The 15480-nt window shown below is 45.0% G+C and carries 12 protein-coding genes; 7 read left to right on the top strand and 5 right to left on the bottom strand.

The window, feature by feature from the left end:
- Position 1: 1 nt before the first annotated feature.
- The 3 genes from IEZ33_RS12425 to IEZ33_RS12435 all read right to left on the bottom strand — a co-directional run bounded on the left by IEZ33_RS12425 (position 2) and on the right by IEZ33_RS12435 (position 3531).
- The gene (locus tag IEZ33_RS12425) at positions 2-1738 is read right to left on the bottom strand and encodes a sensor histidine kinase (protein ID WP_191600367.1); all 1737 of its coding nucleotides are present in this window, start codon (positions 1736-1738) and stop codon (positions 2-4) included.
- 316 nt (positions 1739-2054) lie between these two features.
- Entirely contained in the window at positions 2055-2840 is a 786-nt protein-coding gene (locus IEZ33_RS12430; protein ID WP_191600368.1) for a class II aldolase/adducin family protein, read from the bottom strand.
- A gap of 172 nt (positions 2841-3012) precedes the next feature.
- On the bottom strand, positions 3013-3531 hold the full coding sequence (locus IEZ33_RS12435) for a hypothetical protein (protein WP_191600369.1): 519 nt from the start codon (positions 3529-3531) through the stop codon (positions 3013-3015).
- Positions 3532-3838: 307 nt separating this feature from the next.
- Between IEZ33_RS12435 and IEZ33_RS12440 the strand changes: the two genes are divergently transcribed.
- Positions 3839-4744 (top strand): homocysteine S-methyltransferase family protein, encoded by a 906-nt coding sequence (locus IEZ33_RS12440; RefSeq protein WP_191600370.1) that lies wholly within the window; start codon positions 3839-3841, stop codon positions 4742-4744.
- Between the two features lie 83 nt (positions 4745-4827).
- Here the strand turns inward: IEZ33_RS12440 and IEZ33_RS12445 are convergent, their stop codons facing one another.
- A complete protein-coding gene (locus tag IEZ33_RS12445) occupies positions 4828-5775 on the bottom strand; it encodes a helix-turn-helix domain-containing protein (RefSeq protein ID WP_191600371.1) in 948 nt (315 codons plus the stop codon).
- A gap of 202 nt (positions 5776-5977) precedes the next feature.
- On the opposite strand from IEZ33_RS12445, the gene exaC reads away from it, so the two are divergent.
- From exaC to IEZ33_RS12475, 6 genes are all read left to right on the top strand, one after another.
- On the top strand, positions 5978-7495 hold the full coding sequence (gene exaC, locus IEZ33_RS12450) for an acetaldehyde dehydrogenase ExaC (RefSeq protein ID WP_191600372.1): 1518 nt from the start codon (positions 5978-5980) through the stop codon (positions 7493-7495).
- 402 nt (positions 7496-7897) lie between these two features.
- Entirely contained in the window at positions 7898-9475 is a 1578-nt protein-coding gene (locus tag IEZ33_RS12455; RefSeq protein ID WP_191600373.1) for a cytochrome ubiquinol oxidase subunit I, read from the top strand.
- 1 nt (position 9476) lies between these two features.
- Entirely contained in the window at positions 9477-10613 is a 1137-nt protein-coding gene (gene cydB / locus IEZ33_RS12460) for a cytochrome d ubiquinol oxidase subunit II (RefSeq protein WP_191600374.1), read from the top strand.
- 78 nt (positions 10614-10691) lie between these two features.
- Entirely contained in the window at positions 10692-10802 is a 111-nt protein-coding gene (gene cydX, locus IEZ33_RS12465; RefSeq protein WP_191600375.1) for a cytochrome bd-I oxidase subunit CydX, read from the top strand.
- Between the two features lie 5 nt (positions 10803-10807).
- A complete protein-coding gene (gene cydD, locus IEZ33_RS12470; RefSeq protein WP_191600376.1) occupies positions 10808-12649 on the top strand; it encodes a thiol reductant ABC exporter subunit CydD in 1842 nt (613 codons plus the stop codon).
- Positions 12633-14339 carry an amino acid ABC transporter ATP-binding/permease protein gene (locus tag IEZ33_RS12475; protein WP_191600377.1) on the top strand — a complete coding sequence of 569 codons (1707 nt, stop codon included), beginning with the start codon at positions 12633-12635 and terminating at the stop codon, positions 14337-14339. The genes cydD and IEZ33_RS12475 overlap by 17 nt, the downstream gene beginning before the upstream one ends.
- 137 nt (positions 14340-14476) lie before the next feature.
- On the opposite strand, the gene IEZ33_RS12480 is transcribed toward IEZ33_RS12475, so the two are convergent.
- Complete coding sequence (locus tag IEZ33_RS12480) at positions 14477-15472, bottom strand: GlxA family transcriptional regulator (protein ID WP_191600378.1); 996 nt, start codon at positions 15470-15472, stop codon at positions 14477-14479.
- Between the last annotated feature and the right edge of the window lie 8 nt (positions 15473-15480).

Raw genomic sequence — 15480 nt, forward strand, 5'->3', positions numbered from 1 at the left:
ATTATTCCGGACTTGAATTATTCAAATAGAGAGGTAGCTGTAAGGTTACTGTCAAACCCTCGCCAGAAGCGCTTTGAAACCTTAAGGCGCCCTGATTCGCTTGAGCCAACTGCTTACAAATGGCTAGACCTAGCCCCGTACCATTAGTTTTGGTTGTGAAAAAGGGCTCTGTCAAATGACTTAAATGATCTGCACTCACTCCTGGACCGTTATCGATGATAGAGATATATACCGAGAGTCCTTGCTGCCTGATCCGAACCACTACTTTTCCACCAATACCATCAAGAGCCTGAATGGCATTCATTACAAGGTTCATTACAATCTGACGAACTTGGAAAGAATCTGCAAAAGAGAATACCGTAGAATGATCAATCAAAATCAACTGCACTCCATTACGATAAGCCACAGAATCAGCTAAAATTTTAACGGCTTTCACCACGTTTAAAACATCAACTTTACCAGCCTTCGACTCCCTAGGACGTGCGTAGTCCAACAACAGCTGCACAACGTCGTTTACACGATCAATTTCGTTATCAACGGCTTCCATAAGTTTCTGGCGTTTGGGGTCGGTTTCTTTTCTGGATAAAGCCTGAATTGTCGTCTTTATGGTTGCTAATGGATTTCGAATTTCATGAGCTACTCCAGCAGAAAACTGCCCTAAAATAGCCCGTCGCTCTACTTCTACCATTCTTTTTACTAACCGTTTAAGTCTCAGGCGCATGCGTTCAAGTGCAAATGAAAGATAACCTATCTCAGCCGTACCATCTTTTATGTCCAACGGGGTGTCAAAATCACCGCTTGCTACCCTTTCAGCTCCCTGAATAAGTGGGGTAATTTGCCTTTCAAGCCGCGTAGATATATGACGAGACAACACGATAACGCCAAGTGCAACTCCGACGGCTAAAAAAATTAATCCGTATCTAGCAAATTCAAGTGGACCAAGGAGAGGGTCACCTAACCACAGCAAACGAATATGCCAGCCAGGAATAAATTCACTGGAATCAATATCTTTTTCTGAGGTATAACTCGACACCTCTAAATTACCTAACGAGTTCAGCAACACCTTCTGAGGCGGAATAATGACAGGCACCTTGAAACCGGGCAAAGTAAGATCATCTATCTGTTCAGTAAAGCTTGCAAGCCTTATGACTAAGCCAATCCACGCTTTCGGCAGCGGATTAAACCCAGCTGGATTTAGACGAAGTACTATCCAGCCAGGCCTATCAGATATTGGCAAAGCCGGCCCCAACAGCTCCGAACCAGCAAAAGACGTGACAGGCAAATCACGCCAAGAAACGTCTTTAAGCAACCCCTGAGTCATGTGCCATTGCGGTTCATCAAAAAGAGTAGGCTTGGTTACAACGCCATAAATATAAGGACTGTCTAGTTGCTGACGTAATTGAGCTAGCAGCATCGAACTAGGTTCATCATCAGGTTCGGCCGAAGAGAGCCATTCCAAAACTTCGGGACTATCGGCCAGCCCTTTTAGCTCATAAGCCCTTTCTTGCAAAAAGGTTTTTAATAAATTGACAGCGCCAGAAAGCTTAGCGTTAGTACCACTTTCAGTTACTTTTTCAATCGCTCGGACGTATTGGGTATCGTATACGATAGCCATCAATCCAAGCGGGATCAATGCAATCAATAAAGCACTAAATAGATACCGTCTCGCTAAACCATTGCGCTGTAAGGTACGTAAGATAGGTGGGGTGGAAGAATCATGTTTTATTATACTTTTCATTCTACAAACATACATGTAAACGTATTCTGTGCCTACTACCAGATAACGATAAATTTGCCAGATACAGCGTTATATCACTCTGTTAATTCTCAAACTAAAATACGATCCTAATCGATGGAATACACTCGCAATGTGGTCTTCCACTGGTATTGCTTCCCTCATAGGAAAAGCCCTCCGCTTTCGTTCATGTTACCTTAGGAACAAGAACGGGCAGAAAGTTTTTACCATTCTCTTTGAATAAGCTTTCGTCAGTGGTCTTTATGCTTTCGAGTACTGTCCTCATAGTACAAACCATATTTTACTCTGTTAGCGTCGTTTACAGTTTCCAAGTAGGATCTTGTTGATCAATTAAACGCCAGAGCGCGGGCATTTCAGGGTGTCTCACTTTAGCACCAGCTTGAGCCGAACCGCCTTCAAATTGATCCCTAGTATGACGCATAACGGCTTCATCAATTAAATTAAGGTCGCCTGACGCCATGGCTTTCAACTGCACATCGGCATTACGAATAAAAGCAAGATGGCGAACCAAAGCCCATGTAGGTGAATCACCAGCTGTAATTAGGCCGTGATTTTTCAGCAATAGCGTATGATTTTCAGTGCCTAAAACGCGTTTTACTCGTTCCTGCTCTTCTTCATTTAGAACAATGCCTTCAAATTCATGATAGCCAACACGTTGATAAAACTGACACCCTTCTTGGGTAAGTGGAATTGACTCAGTGGCTATTGCCGCCAAAGACTGAGAAATGGGCTCATGCGTGTGGAGAATACAAGTCAGGTCATGACGCGCTTTATGAATCGCTGAATGAATCAAATAACCAGCTTTATTCACGGGCCAATCACTCTCACTGCGCTTATTACCCTCTATGTCAATTTTGATTAAGTCACTGGCTCTAATTTCGTCATAACGCAAACCGAACGGGTTAATCAAAAAATCATCCGTTCCGGGGATACGGTAACTAATATGGTTGTACACCACACTCGTCCACCCAAAATGATCAACTATGCGATAACAGGCGGCCAGCTCTAAACGAGCGTCCCATTCATTTTGACTCATGCCAGCCGGTGGTTTCGGATAATCGATTACAAACCTTTCTTCACCCATAACAACTTCATCCTATTATTATTTTTCTCTATGAAAAACACGACATCAATAATCATGACAACCATCAAAATAGTCGCCATACTAAAAATACTTATAGGATATAGAGTGCTTAATAGATTAGAGCAAGTCAACAATACTTAAGCGACGAACTAAAGGTAATAACAGTAATTAACTAATCAACAACAGCGCCTTTCGATCTATTGCATGGAGGGCATAAAAGCTGAAGGTTCGACACATTATTGGTTAATATTTTTTTAACCGAATACTCTTTTGTCTTATTAGGCCCCAATTGAATGGTGATTGTATTATTGTCTTTCTTTACATAGAGCAACATTGTTCGTCTTAAGTTTGAATAATCAATAGCCTCTATGTGGCCTTCTTCTTTAATTTTCCAACTGGCGCCATTCACCGTTTCAAAAGAATTTTTTTGATGTGTCACAAAGTTCCATGTGAATAAAGACTTAGGAGAGATGTGATCCACATCCGCAATATCGATAGGCAAAATACGACCATCGCAGCGGCCGCCACACCGAAACGTTTCCCATAGATGTACAGAACCGAACCGCTCTGGGTGTGGAGAGCCTCCCGTATCAGAATTACGTATTTGAAGGAACGCTTGCCAATTATGTCTCAGCATGGTTTGTGTCGTTCCCCAATTAATGCCCCCGCCAGGGCCAATAACAACCAACATAATGTTCCCCTATTGATAAAAGTACCATTGAAGTGCCTCCTTTTACACGTAGGCCAACCGTACTTTCAATGAAGTACACCTAAAGTTAGGTCAGCAAACGAGAGATTACATCCAAGTATTGTATGAGTTAAAGAGTAAACCGAATCCAAAGAAGAGCAATTACTCGATAGAACACGAAAGTAGGATAAAAAAATTATCAATGACTATTTTTAGGTGATCTGAGAAAAGGTGTCATTTTTGTGTCCGCTTTTTGTGCTAAATATGATTGAATAGCCGCCTATTTTATTTGAGCCTATAGAAGCTGATTATGACAAAATTGACCCTATTAGATGGCGGAATGGGACGTGAACTGAAACGCGTTGGTGCCCCCTTCTCCCAACCCTTGTGGAGCGCTCAAGCGCTAATAGAAGCACCGCATTATGTTACTCAAGCACATACACGTTTTATTGACGCCGGAGCCGACATCATTACCGTCAATAGCTACGCCTGTGTCCCCTTTCATCTTGGCGATACGCTATATCAGCAACGAGGAGCCGAACTGGCTGAAGCCGCCGCCGTGCTGGCAAAACAAGCCGTCAAAAGCACATCTAAAGACATACCCATCGCCGGCTCGCTGCCTCCAGCACTAGGGTCTTACCGACCCGATTTATTTGAAGCCGACCGTGCGTTTGACATTTTAACGACCCTGTTTACTGCCCAAAACGCACATGTGGACTTATGGATTGCCGAAACGATATCAAGTATTAACGAAGCCCTAACCGTTAGCCGAGTATTTGAAAAGACAAATAAACCTTGCTATTACGCGTTTACTCTAAATGATGAGATAAGCAGACCAAGCGCACTTCGCTCAGGTGAGTTGGTAACGCATGCGATTGAAGCCATTCTAGAAAAAAAAATCGATGGCATTTTCTTTAACTGCTCGATTCCTGAAGTGATAGAACAGGCTCTAATAGAGACCAATAAGGTCCTTGAAAAACATCAGATTTCATTTACTACAGGCGCCTTTGCTAACAGTTTCACCCCCATATCGTCAGTGAACCAAGCCGCCAACCTCAATATTCAAAGCTCACGTGATCTCACTCCGGAGGAATACATCGCCTACGTGAAAAAGTGGCATCACCTAGGAGCAAGTATTATCGGGGGCTGTTGTGGCATTGGGCCAGAGCATATTGAAGCAATGGCTCAGTGGAGAAATAAGCTTGGTGAAAACTAAACGTTGGTGAACGTTATAAAAGACAACGTAGACAGTGTTTAAACACTCAAATGCGCCTGAATGATCAAGCCAGCAATTTGTTCCTACATAAGCTTACTGTCTACTACTTTAGGGGCAACTTGCTTAGGAGCCACTTGTTTAGGAGAAAGGCCAAAATGCTTGTGAAAGCGGCGACTGAAATGACTTAGGCTGACATAGCCGACTTCATAGCTAATTTCAGTGACAGAACAATGCTCTTGCAACCTTTGATAGGCGCGATTCATTCGGCGTTGATGTTGATACTCTAAGGGGGTACAGCCCATCTGACGTTTAAAAGAATCATAGAACCGGCTGCGACTCATGCAGGCTATTTTAGCTAACTTCTCCGCATCCAAAGGCAACGCTAGGTTCTGTTCTATCCAATGTAAAACACTCGTCAGGCCATTCGCATCAGGCACATTGAGAGTAAAATGCAACAAAGCATCTCGACCATGATGCCTTAAAATTCGAGTGACCAATTCATTGACCCCAAAATCCACCAGCAAATCTCTGTCTGGATCATTCTGAATAAAATCACTGGTTAAACGATCCAGTACTTGTTGAGTCGCCTGTGTATGGAGCGTATGCAAAGGTTGATTAGGATCGATGACCGTACCCGCTGGTAAAGATTGTGCCAAAATATCGTTCATTCGGTCACAAATTTGCGCGACCCTCTCTTTCGATATTTCCACGGTCAAACAGGTTGTCGGCGTCTCTAATTGCGCTTCAGGAAAGTCGATAAAGACTTCTTGTTCAGGGGCTAAAATAAACGATTCATGGGGCAAAAATGAGATGTCTTTTTGAAATTCTGTGTGCATAACCTTGGAACCCGTTACCATGCCACAATACAACAAAGCATCGGCTTTTAAGCTGACTTTCTGCGCTTGTTCGTACGTATCGTAAATGCTCAGTTCAGCATGAGGACCCGCAAAACAGACACGATTCTCAACCAATTGAGTAGGCATGCGTTTTTGCCAAATCATCGAATTTTCAGTAGACATAGAGCGACTCATTTCCACACCTCTTATCGTTTTTATTTAGGGTGATGTATTTGTGTACTGTTTTTATCATCACTCTTAGTGGGCCTTGGGTCAACACAAATACTGGATAGTCAGACAAATATCATGGACTGACAGGCAAGTCTTTCTCGCACATTATTTATAGAGTGTAAGCAGAGGTTAACCTCTCACATAAAAACAATAATGGAGAAGCGATATGATTTATGCAAAACCAGGCAGCGAAGGCAGTCTCATTACTTTTCAAGCAGAATACGGAAATTTTATTGGTGGAGAATGGGTTGCACCCGTTAAAGGTCAATACTTTGACAACATCAGTCCTGTTAACGGTGAAGTATTTTGCCGAATTCCTCGCTCTACTGAAGAAGATATAAACCTAGCGTTAGATGCCGCTCATGCCGCACGTGCCGCATGGGGAAAAACATCCGTGACAACACGTTCAAATATGCTGTTAAAAATAGCCGATCGTCTAGAGCAAAATCTTGAAGCACTGGCTGTTGCAGAAACATGGGACAACGGAAAAGCCGTTCGCGAAACCCTCAATGCCGATATTCCTTTAGCCGTGGATCATTTTAGATATTTTGCAGGTTGTTTAAGAGCACAAGAAGGCTCAGCCGCCGAGTTAGACGAACACACCGTTGCCTATCATTTTCACGAACCTTTAGGTGTTGTGGGTCAAATTATCCCTTGGAATTTCCCTATTTTAATGGCCGCATGGAAACTGGCTCCAGCGTTAGCCGCGGGTAACTGCATTGTCTTAAAACCAGCCGAACAAACGCCGGTATCCATTCTAGAATTGGTAAAAGTGATTCAAGACTTATTGCCGCCGGGTGTACTCAACATTGTTAACGGCTTTGGTAAAGAAGCCGGTGAAGCACTGGCAACCAGTAAACGCATCGCCAAAATAGCCTTCACAGGATCGACGCCTGTTGGCTCACACATTTTAAAATGCGCGGCAGAAAACATCATTCCTTCTACGGTTGAGCTGGGTGGTAAATCACCAAACATTTATTTCGCTGATGTAATGAATCAAGAAAAAGAGTTTGTCAGCAAATGCGTAGAAGGGTTAGTACTGGCCTTTTTCAACCAGGGTGAGGTTTGTACTTGTCCATCCCGTGCGTTAGTGCATGAGTCCATTTACGATGAATTTATGGCCTTAGTCATTGAGCGCACAAAAACCATCAAGCGCGGTGATCCATTAGACACAGAAACGCAAGTGGGTGCCCAAGCATCGAAACAGCAGTTTGAAAAAATTCTAAGTTACATCAATATTGGTAAAGAAGAAGGTGCCGAACTGTTAATTGGTGGGGAAATCGCTCCTGTAGAAGGGTTAGACGGTGGTTTTTATGTCCAGCCTACGCTGTTTAAAGGCTCTAATGACATGCGCATTTTCCAAGAAGAGATCTTTGGCCCTGTTGTCAGTGTCACCACATTTAAAGACGAAGCGGAAGCACTGGCTCTTGCCAACGACAGTGAGTTTGGTTTGGGGGCAGGCCTTTGGACAAGGGATACCAACCTAGCCTACCGCATGGGGCGTAACTTGGAAGCAGGTCGAGTTTGGATGAACTGCTACCATCAATACCCAGCCCATTCGGCTTTTGGTGGCTATAAAAAATCCGGTGTCGGCCGAGAAACCCATAAAATTGCCCTAGAGCATTATCAACAAACAAAAAATCTTTTGGTTAGTTATGATGTTAACCCTCTGGGATTTTTCTAAAACAACGAAAAAGATAGCACCATACAAAATGACGTAAGTTAACCTTGTCATTCTAAGAAACAAAGCCAAAGGCAACCCACCTTTGGCTTTTATATACATGACTAAAACGAAACGGGCTATTTTCCAAAGACGGTTAAAACGGATAAGAGACATAACCCAGTCAATAGCATTGAGAAGCAACCAAGTCTGTTTGTCGTACCCTTCCCATTTATATAATTTACCCACTTCGCTTATCCCTTGATCTAACGCAAGGTTTCCTCTGAATCGCTGCTTTATAATTTTGTTTTATAGTCGTTCTTAAATAAGTTAGGGACTCTGGTAGACGTAAGACAACAAGAGCACTGCAAGAAACAGGTGTCTGCAAGCGTCTTTTTCTCAATCAAATGAATGGGTTGAAGTCATATGATTAACGAAGCTGTAGTGGAACTCTCGCGGTTTCAGTTTGCGCTCACTGCTCTGTACCACTTTTTATTTGTGCCGTTAACGCTCGGAATGGCGTTCTTACTGGCGATCATGGAATCGGTTTACGTGATCACGGGTAAGCAAGTTTACAAAGACATGGTGAAGTTTTGGGGCAAGTTATTTGGTATTAACTTTGCGCTGGGTGTGACAACCGGTTTGACCATGGAATTCCAATTCGGAACCAACTGGTCTTACTACTCACACTATGTCGGCGATATTTTCGGTGCGCCGTTGGCCATCGAAGGTTTAATGGCTTTTTTCCTAGAGTCAACCCTCGTTGGTTTGTTCTTCTTTGGTTGGGAACGACTCAGTAAAGTGAAGCACTTGATGGTGACATGGGGTGTGGCACTGGGTTCAAACCTATCGGCATTGTGGATTTTGATTGCGAATGGATGGATGCAAAACCCTGTCGGCTCAGAATTTAATTACGAAACCATGCGAATGGAGCTGGTGGATTTTGGCGCTTTATTGCTTAACCCAGTGGCACAAGTGAAATTTGTTCACACTGTGTCAGCGGGTTACGTGACTGGTGCCATGTTTGTCTTGGCGATTTCAAGCTATTACCTAATTAAAGGCCGTGATCTTGCTTTTGCTCGTCGTTCATTTGCTATTGCGTCGGCTTTCGGTTTGGCGTCTGTCTTAAGTGTTATCATTCTGGGGGACGAATCAGGCTACGAGCTAGGCGAAGTACAGAAAGTGAAATTGGCGGCGGTTGAGGCTGAATGGGAAACGCAAGAAGCCCCTGCGGATTTCACTCTCATCGGTTTCCCAAACCAAGCACTTGAAGAAACCGAATACGCTATTAAAATACCCGGTTTAATGGGGATTATCGCGACCCGTTCTTTAAGTGAAGAAGTCACGGGTATAAAGGACTTAAAAGAGCATAATCGCCAACGTATCATCAATGGTATTTACGCCAACCAACTGCTTGAACAACTTCGTGATGGCTCTTCTGATCCAGTCGTAAAAGAAAACTTCGAAAAAGTGAAAGGCGACCTTGGCTACGGTTTACTCGTCACCGCGTTTAACGAAGACATCAACCGCGTAACGCCTGAAGACATCAACATGGCCGTGGACTATTCCATCCCCCAAGTCGCACCTTTATTCTTTGCCTTCCGTATCATGGTGGCGTGTGGCTTTATCATGCTGTTCATCTTTGCCGTGGCGTTTTATCAAAATGCGCGACGTCGAATAGGCAATAATCCATTATTCCTTAAATTCATCCTACTTAGTTTGCCGTTACCTTGGATCGCCTGTGAAACCGGTTGGTTTGTGGCTGAGTATGGTCGTCAGCCGTGGGCCATTGGTGAAGTATTGCCAATACATGTCGCGGTTTCTAGCTTAACGGCGGCCGAGATTTGGACAACAATTGTTGGTTTCACTGTGCTTTATACCGCATTCCTAGTGGCTGAAATGTACTTGATGATCCGCTTTGCAAAACAAGGTCCTTCTAGTTTACACACAGGCCGTTACGCATTAGAAAAAGAAACTGACCAGCTAAAAGCGCAGGAGGTTTAAGATGGATTACGAACTATTAAAAGTCATTTGGTGGGTCTTGCTTGGCGTTTTGCTGATCGGCTTTGCCATCACGGATGGGTTTGATATGGGTGTCGGTAGCTTGTTAAAAGTGATTGGTGGAGACGACTCAGAGCGTCGCATCATGATTAACGCTATCGCGCCGCATTGGGACGGTAACCAAGTTTGGTTTATTACCGCCGGTGGGGCGCTATTCGCGGCCTTCCCTGTGGTGTACGCAACGTCTTTCTCTGGTTTTTACTTTGCGATGATGTTGGTACTGGCGGCGTTATTCTTCCGTCCTATTGGTTTCGACTACCGTTCTAAACTGGAAAACTCAACATGGCGTAATAGCTGGGACTGGGGCATCGTCTTCGGTTCAGCGGTGCCACCGATCATTTTCGGTGTGGCCTTTGGTAACCTGTTACAGGGTGTACCATTCCAGTTTGATGAATACATGCGTGTCACTTACACAGGTTCATTCTTTGCCTTGCTTAACCCCTTTGCGATACTTTGTGGTTTGGTCAGCTTAATGATGTTAATGACTCAAGGCGGCGCTTGGCTGCTCATGAAAACCGAAGGAAACTTGTACCGTAAAGCCCGCTTAGCAACAACTGTAACCGGTGCGTTAGCCGCTGTGCTGTTTATTCTTGCGGGTGTTTGGTTGGCTTTTGGGATCGACGGTTATGTGATTACCAGTGCGATTGACGGCAATGCGGTTATGACACCGCTAATGAAAACCGCCGAAGTACAAGCGGGTGCGTGGTTAGAAAACTATACCAAAGTCCCCGCTCTAATGCTGGCACCTTTGTTAGGCATTGCAGGTATGTTAATCGCAGCACTGGCTGCTGTCATGAAGAAAGGCGGTTTGGCTTTCCTTGGGTCTTCTATTGGTATCGCGGGCATTATCTCTACCGCGGGTGGCTCTATGTTCCCGTTCTTGATGCCATCTTCTAGTTTCCCAAGCATGAGTTTAACCATGTGGGATGCAACCTCCAGTGAATACACCTTGATGATCATGTTTGTGGTGGCCTGTATCTTTGTACCGATTGTCTTAGGTTACACATTGTGGAGTTACTTAGTGATGTTCGGTCGTTTGACGAAAGAGCATATTACTAAAAACAAACATTCACTTTATTAAAACGGTTACTCACAAAAAAAACCTATTCACAAATTACAGCGAACAAGGAGATTAACGCCTTGTTCTGGAGGAGACATTATGTGGTATTTCGCTTGGATCTTAGGCATTTTATTAGCCTGTTCTTTTGGCATCATTAACGCCGTTTGGTTAGAATTTAACGGTTATGAAGGTGAAGAAGAGCAGTTGTAAGCCTTATGCCGAAAAAAGCAAAGCCGAGACAAGAAAAAGACGCTAAAAGTAAAGCCAAAACGCCGAGACGATTTCAATCGTCTCGGCGAGTAAACACCCCAGAAGCTCAATTTTTAGGGGAGTTAGCCAACCACCAGTCAAACAAGTATCGTATGGCGCAAGGCTTTGGTGTGTTGTTTGCTGTGTCCTTAGTGATGCAAGCTTGGGCATTAGCCAATGTGTTTTCCGACATGGCGTTGCATCAGTCTTTTTCGTTGTCGCTGTTGGTAATGGGGTTATTGGCGTTCCTTATGCGTGCTTTGGTAAACTTTGGCCGAGAACGTATTTGCGCCGAAGCAAGTCGAAATATTCGTTACGATTTGCGCCGTAAACTCTTGTCACACCTTACTCATCTTGGGCCTGCACGCCTAAGAATAGACGAAGATGCGGCACTGTCTACTCGTGTTTACGAGCAAGTAGACGCGCTAGACGATTTCTTTAGTCGCTATAAACCGCAAGTGTTTATGGTGACCCTGATTCCTTGTGTGATCCTACTGTCCGTTGTGTCGGTTTCTTGGATCGCCTTTTTTGTTTTCATGATGACCGCGCCCTTGGTCATTATCTTCATGATTTTTGTAGGCTATAAAGCCGCGCAAGCCAACCGCCGCCAATTTAGTGTGTTGGCCATGCTATCCAACCAGTTTATGGATTTAAGCCAAGGCTTGGCCGAATTAAAACGTCTCGGGCGCACCCGCGAAGCAAGAAAGCGCTTATCAGAAAGCGCTACTGCGTACCAAAAAACCACCATGGGCGTATTGATATTGGCGTTCTTATCGACCGCCACCTTAGAGCTTTTTGCTTCTCTTTCGATTGCCATGATTGCCTTGTATTTGGGACTGGGCTTATTGGAAGTGCTACCTTGGCAAGTGGGCAGTTCTCCCGTTACCTTGACCCAAGCCATGTTCCTATTATTACTGGCACCCGAATTTTATTTACCTTTACGCCAATTAGGCAACGACTATCACGCCAAGCAAAAAGCCGAAGCCGCGGCCACGGATTTGCTGGACATACTGAATACATCAAACGATCAAAGCGCTAACAAAACTGACTCTACAGAGGATGACTCTACTGAGGTCAAGGCCACAGAAAAAACCGAAACGCCATCCGAGACGGTTTCGGCTCAACAGAATAATGGCTTGATTCACTTTGAAACGCTCAGTTGGACACAAGCGGGTCGTTCTCGTTTAGCGTCGATTACTGGGTCTATTTCACAAGGCGAGCGAGTTTGGTTAAGTGGGGAATCGGGCGTGGGGAAATCCAGCTTGTTGCACCTTTTACTGGGTTTTGAACAAAGCTATCAAGGCCAGTTTTATATTGAGAATACCCCTTTTGGCGAGGTGAATTTAGCGGATTGGCGCAACAAATTGGCATGGCTGCCGCAAACACCAGAATGGGTCAATGGCAGTATTCGTCGTAACGTATTGCTGGGCCTTGAAACGCAAGGTTTGAGCGCACCAAGTGAAGACGACATAAAGGCCGCTTTAACCAAAAGCCGGTGTGATGATTTCATTCAAGCCCTACCAGAAGGGCTAGACAGCAAACTTACAGAGTTAGGTTCCGGTTTGTCTGGCGGCCAAATGCAGCGATTATCGATTGCCAGAGCGCTATTATCGCAAGCCAATGTGTGGCTATTGGACGAACCGTGCTCGGGTCTGGATGAAGAAACTGCCGACGCCGTATTAACCACGTTAAACCAAGCCTCTCAGGGGAAAACCTTGCTGGTGGTGAGTCACGACACGCACCCTATCGCATGGGCAGACAAACATTGGGTTCTTACCGAGGGAGGTTTGCATGAGCAAGGTCTCTAATTCTTCTCGTCAGCCGTCTTCTGGCAAACTGACTTTAAAGAGCTTATTAATGGTGAACCTGTGGGGCTTTGTGATTCCCGTTACCGTAGGCATTATGGCCAGTTTAGCGGGCGTTGCCTTACTGGGTATTTCGGGCTGGTTTATTTCCGCTACCGGTTTGGCGACCGCCATGGGCGTTGGTTTGGTCTTTAACTATTTGACCCCAGGGGCCATTGTCCGACTGATGGCGATTCTGCGCACCGCAGGCCGCTATGGCGAACAAGTCACCGCCCACAACCACTTATTGAGTTTATTGCGCCTGCTTCGGCTTTGGGTCTGGGACCAGCGTGTCGCACAAGACCCGGCCAACCTTCACAAACAAAGCCGTGGCGATTTACTACAGCGCCTTGTGAGCGACCTTGACCAAATTATTCGCTGGCCCTTAGTCGTGTTTTTGCCTTGGATTTACGCCTTATTGGCGTACATGGGCGTGTCTATTTTGGCGTACGTGATTTCACCTGTTTTACTGTGGCCGATGGGCATCGCCGCGGTGTGTCATTTGATCATCGTACCTTATATCTGTGGCCGCTTTGCCAGCCATGCTGTGCACGTTGGACAACTATTGGGCGTGCACCGTCGTAGTCGTTTTATCAGCGTGTTTTCGGCGTTAATCACCTTAACCATTCGTGGTCATTGGCAAGACTATTCGCAACGGTTAACCCAGTTGGACGAACGTCAAAAACGCATGGAAATACGCATTCAACAAGCCATTATCCTAGGGCGACTCATCGCCTACACAGTGACTCTAGTATTACTCGCAAGCTGCTTTTATCTGCTCAGTGATGACCAGACTGAGCTTGGAAAATGGACGTTATTGGAAACCGTGCAAGGTACGTGGGTTGTTGCCTTGGTGTTGTCGCTATTGGCGGTCAATGAACTGGTCTTGCCCCTAGCGCAATCCTTTGTTGCCCAAGGCCAATCGCAAGTTGGGCTGCGTCGTTTAAACCAACTACACCAAAATGACAGCGGGAAAAATTCGGAACAAGCGACTGAACTCGTAGAGTCGATTCACCAAATCACCTTAAAAAACTGGCGGGGTTATCATGCCCCCAGCGGCATGGGTCACCAAACCATTAATTGGACAATAGAAGCAGGGCAAAAAATCTGGATTCGCGGAGCAAGCGGTTCAGGGAAATCCACCCTACTCGCCTCGTTAGCTGGGGATTGCTTAGCCACAGGCCATGCCTTCATTACTCAACGCGAGCGTAGCCAGCCAATCGACTTATATGGCAACCCCGCCTATCAATCGCAATTAAGCTACTTGCCTCAGTCACCTTATATTTTCCAACAAAGCATCGCCGCTAATTTATTGCTGGGGGACGAAAATGCCACCAATAACCAACTTTGGGCAGTGTTAGACGCCGTCGCCTTAGGCGACTGGACAAGAAGCCTACCGAACAAACTCGGCACCTTACTCAGCTCACAAGGGCGAGACCTATCAGGCGGACAACGCAAACGACTGGCACTTGCTCGTCTACTGCTGCGAAAGTCACCCATCCTACTGCTAGACGAACCCTTCGATGGACTCGACAAAGCCACCATAGAAAGAATTTGCAACAGCTTAAATGGCGACTACAAACCGCACATGCTCGTGTTTGTCAGCCACATCGAAAGCCAACTTGCAGACGACGCAAAGGTTATAGCGCTGTAGTTCTTTGTCTCTTCCCCTTATCTTTGTTACCTGAAATAAGAAGTAAGGGGAAGACGGAAGATGGTTTTGCTCCTGCATCGCTAATTTTAACCAACTGATTTTTGTCTCTGATTGAGGCGTTAGCTGAAACTTTGGCTTTAATGATGGCTTCTTTGTTGTTGATAATTGGAAGGTGTCATTTTCATTTTTTGTTTAAAAAGTCGGCGAAAGACACTATCGTCGGAATAACCTAAAGAAAAAGCGATTTCTTTCACTGGTTTGTTGGTGGTGACCAATAATGTACACGCATGGCTTATTCGAACTCCGTCAATAAATGCTTTGGGCGTTTCACCTGTAAGTTCTTTTAGCCTGCGATTTAATGTGCGCTCAGAAACTGCCATTACCTTGGATAAATCCTTAGTACTCATCATTTGATAGTGCGCTTTTCGAATGGCGTATTCAGCTTTTGCTAAAAACGGGTTTCTTGACGTTTGATATCCTTCTGGGACATACAAATTTTGAGACTTTGGTATTGCATCGATGACTGAAAAATCAGCCAATACCCTTGCTACTTCGGTACCAGCCAATTTTTTAACGATATAAAGTGTAATAGTCACCCAAGAAAGTGGGCCACCAGCCGTAATGATACCATTGTCATCGATAAGCTCACTGGCCCACTCTGCTTTTGCCTTGGGAAATCGTTGTTTTAACTCATCATGCAACCACCATGTTGTAGTGCATCGTCTGTTATTGAGAACCCCTGCTTCGCCGAGTGCAAATACCCCACTACAAGAGCCACATATAAGCGATCCTTGCTTGTGACGCGCACTCAACCAAGACTGCGTTTTCGAGTTGGTAATCGTTTGGGGGGGACAACCTTCTCCATTTGGGATAAAACCAGGCACTAAAATAGCATCACAGTGGTCAATGGAATTTAGATCAGAGTCAACCTCAAAAGTTCGTCCGTGCCCATCTCTAATAGGCTTTCCATCATGACTAGCTAAAATGACAGTTGGGTTCCATTCTACCTTGGTAAGTGCATTATCTTCGGATTTGTGGACAAAGCTCAAACCACTTAATGCCATCACATCGTTTATGCCCATTAAAGCTGATGGCAGTGCGCCATTAACAGAAAGAATCACAATGGTGGTCATAAATTAGG

Source organism: Marinomonas algicola (assembly GCF_014805825.1).
Classification (GTDB): Bacteria; Pseudomonadota; Gammaproteobacteria; order Pseudomonadales; family Marinomonadaceae; genus Marinomonas; species Marinomonas algicola.

What these genes read in the sequence shown, in the direction of transcription:
- IEZ33_RS12425 (WP_191600367.1), bottom strand. Translation starts at nt 1,738, where the DNA reads ATGAAAAGTATAATAAAACATGATTCTTCCACCCCACCTATCTTACGT.
- IEZ33_RS12430 (WP_191600368.1), bottom strand. Translation starts at nt 2,840, where the DNA reads ATGGGTGAAGAAAGGTTTGTAATCGATTATCCGAAACCACCGGCTGGC.
- IEZ33_RS12435 (WP_191600369.1), bottom strand. Translation starts at nt 3,531, where the DNA reads ATGTTGGTTGTTATTGGCCCTGGCGGGGGCATTAATTGGGGAACGACA.
- IEZ33_RS12440 (WP_191600370.1), top strand. Translation starts at nt 3,839, where the DNA reads ATGACAAAATTGACCCTATTAGATGGCGGAATGGGACGTGAACTGAAA.
- IEZ33_RS12445 (WP_191600371.1), bottom strand. Translation starts at nt 5,775, where the DNA reads ATGAGTCGCTCTATGTCTACTGAAAATTCGATGATTTGGCAAAAACGC.
- exaC (WP_191600372.1), top strand. Translation starts at nt 5,978, where the DNA reads ATGATTTATGCAAAACCAGGCAGCGAAGGCAGTCTCATTACTTTTCAA.
- IEZ33_RS12455 (WP_191600373.1), top strand. Translation starts at nt 7,898, where the DNA reads ATGATTAACGAAGCTGTAGTGGAACTCTCGCGGTTTCAGTTTGCGCTC.
- cydB (WP_191600374.1), top strand. Translation starts at nt 9,477, where the DNA reads ATGGATTACGAACTATTAAAAGTCATTTGGTGGGTCTTGCTTGGCGTT.
- cydX (WP_191600375.1), top strand. Translation starts at nt 10,692, where the DNA reads ATGTGGTATTTCGCTTGGATCTTAGGCATTTTATTAGCCTGTTCTTTT.
- cydD (WP_191600376.1), top strand. Translation starts at nt 10,808, where the DNA reads ATGCCGAAAAAAGCAAAGCCGAGACAAGAAAAAGACGCTAAAAGTAAA.
- IEZ33_RS12475 (WP_191600377.1), top strand. Translation starts at nt 12,633, where the DNA reads ATGAGCAAGGTCTCTAATTCTTCTCGTCAGCCGTCTTCTGGCAAACTG.
- IEZ33_RS12480 (WP_191600378.1), bottom strand. Translation starts at nt 15,472, where the DNA reads ATGACCACCATTGTGATTCTTTCTGTTAATGGCGCACTGCCATCAGCT.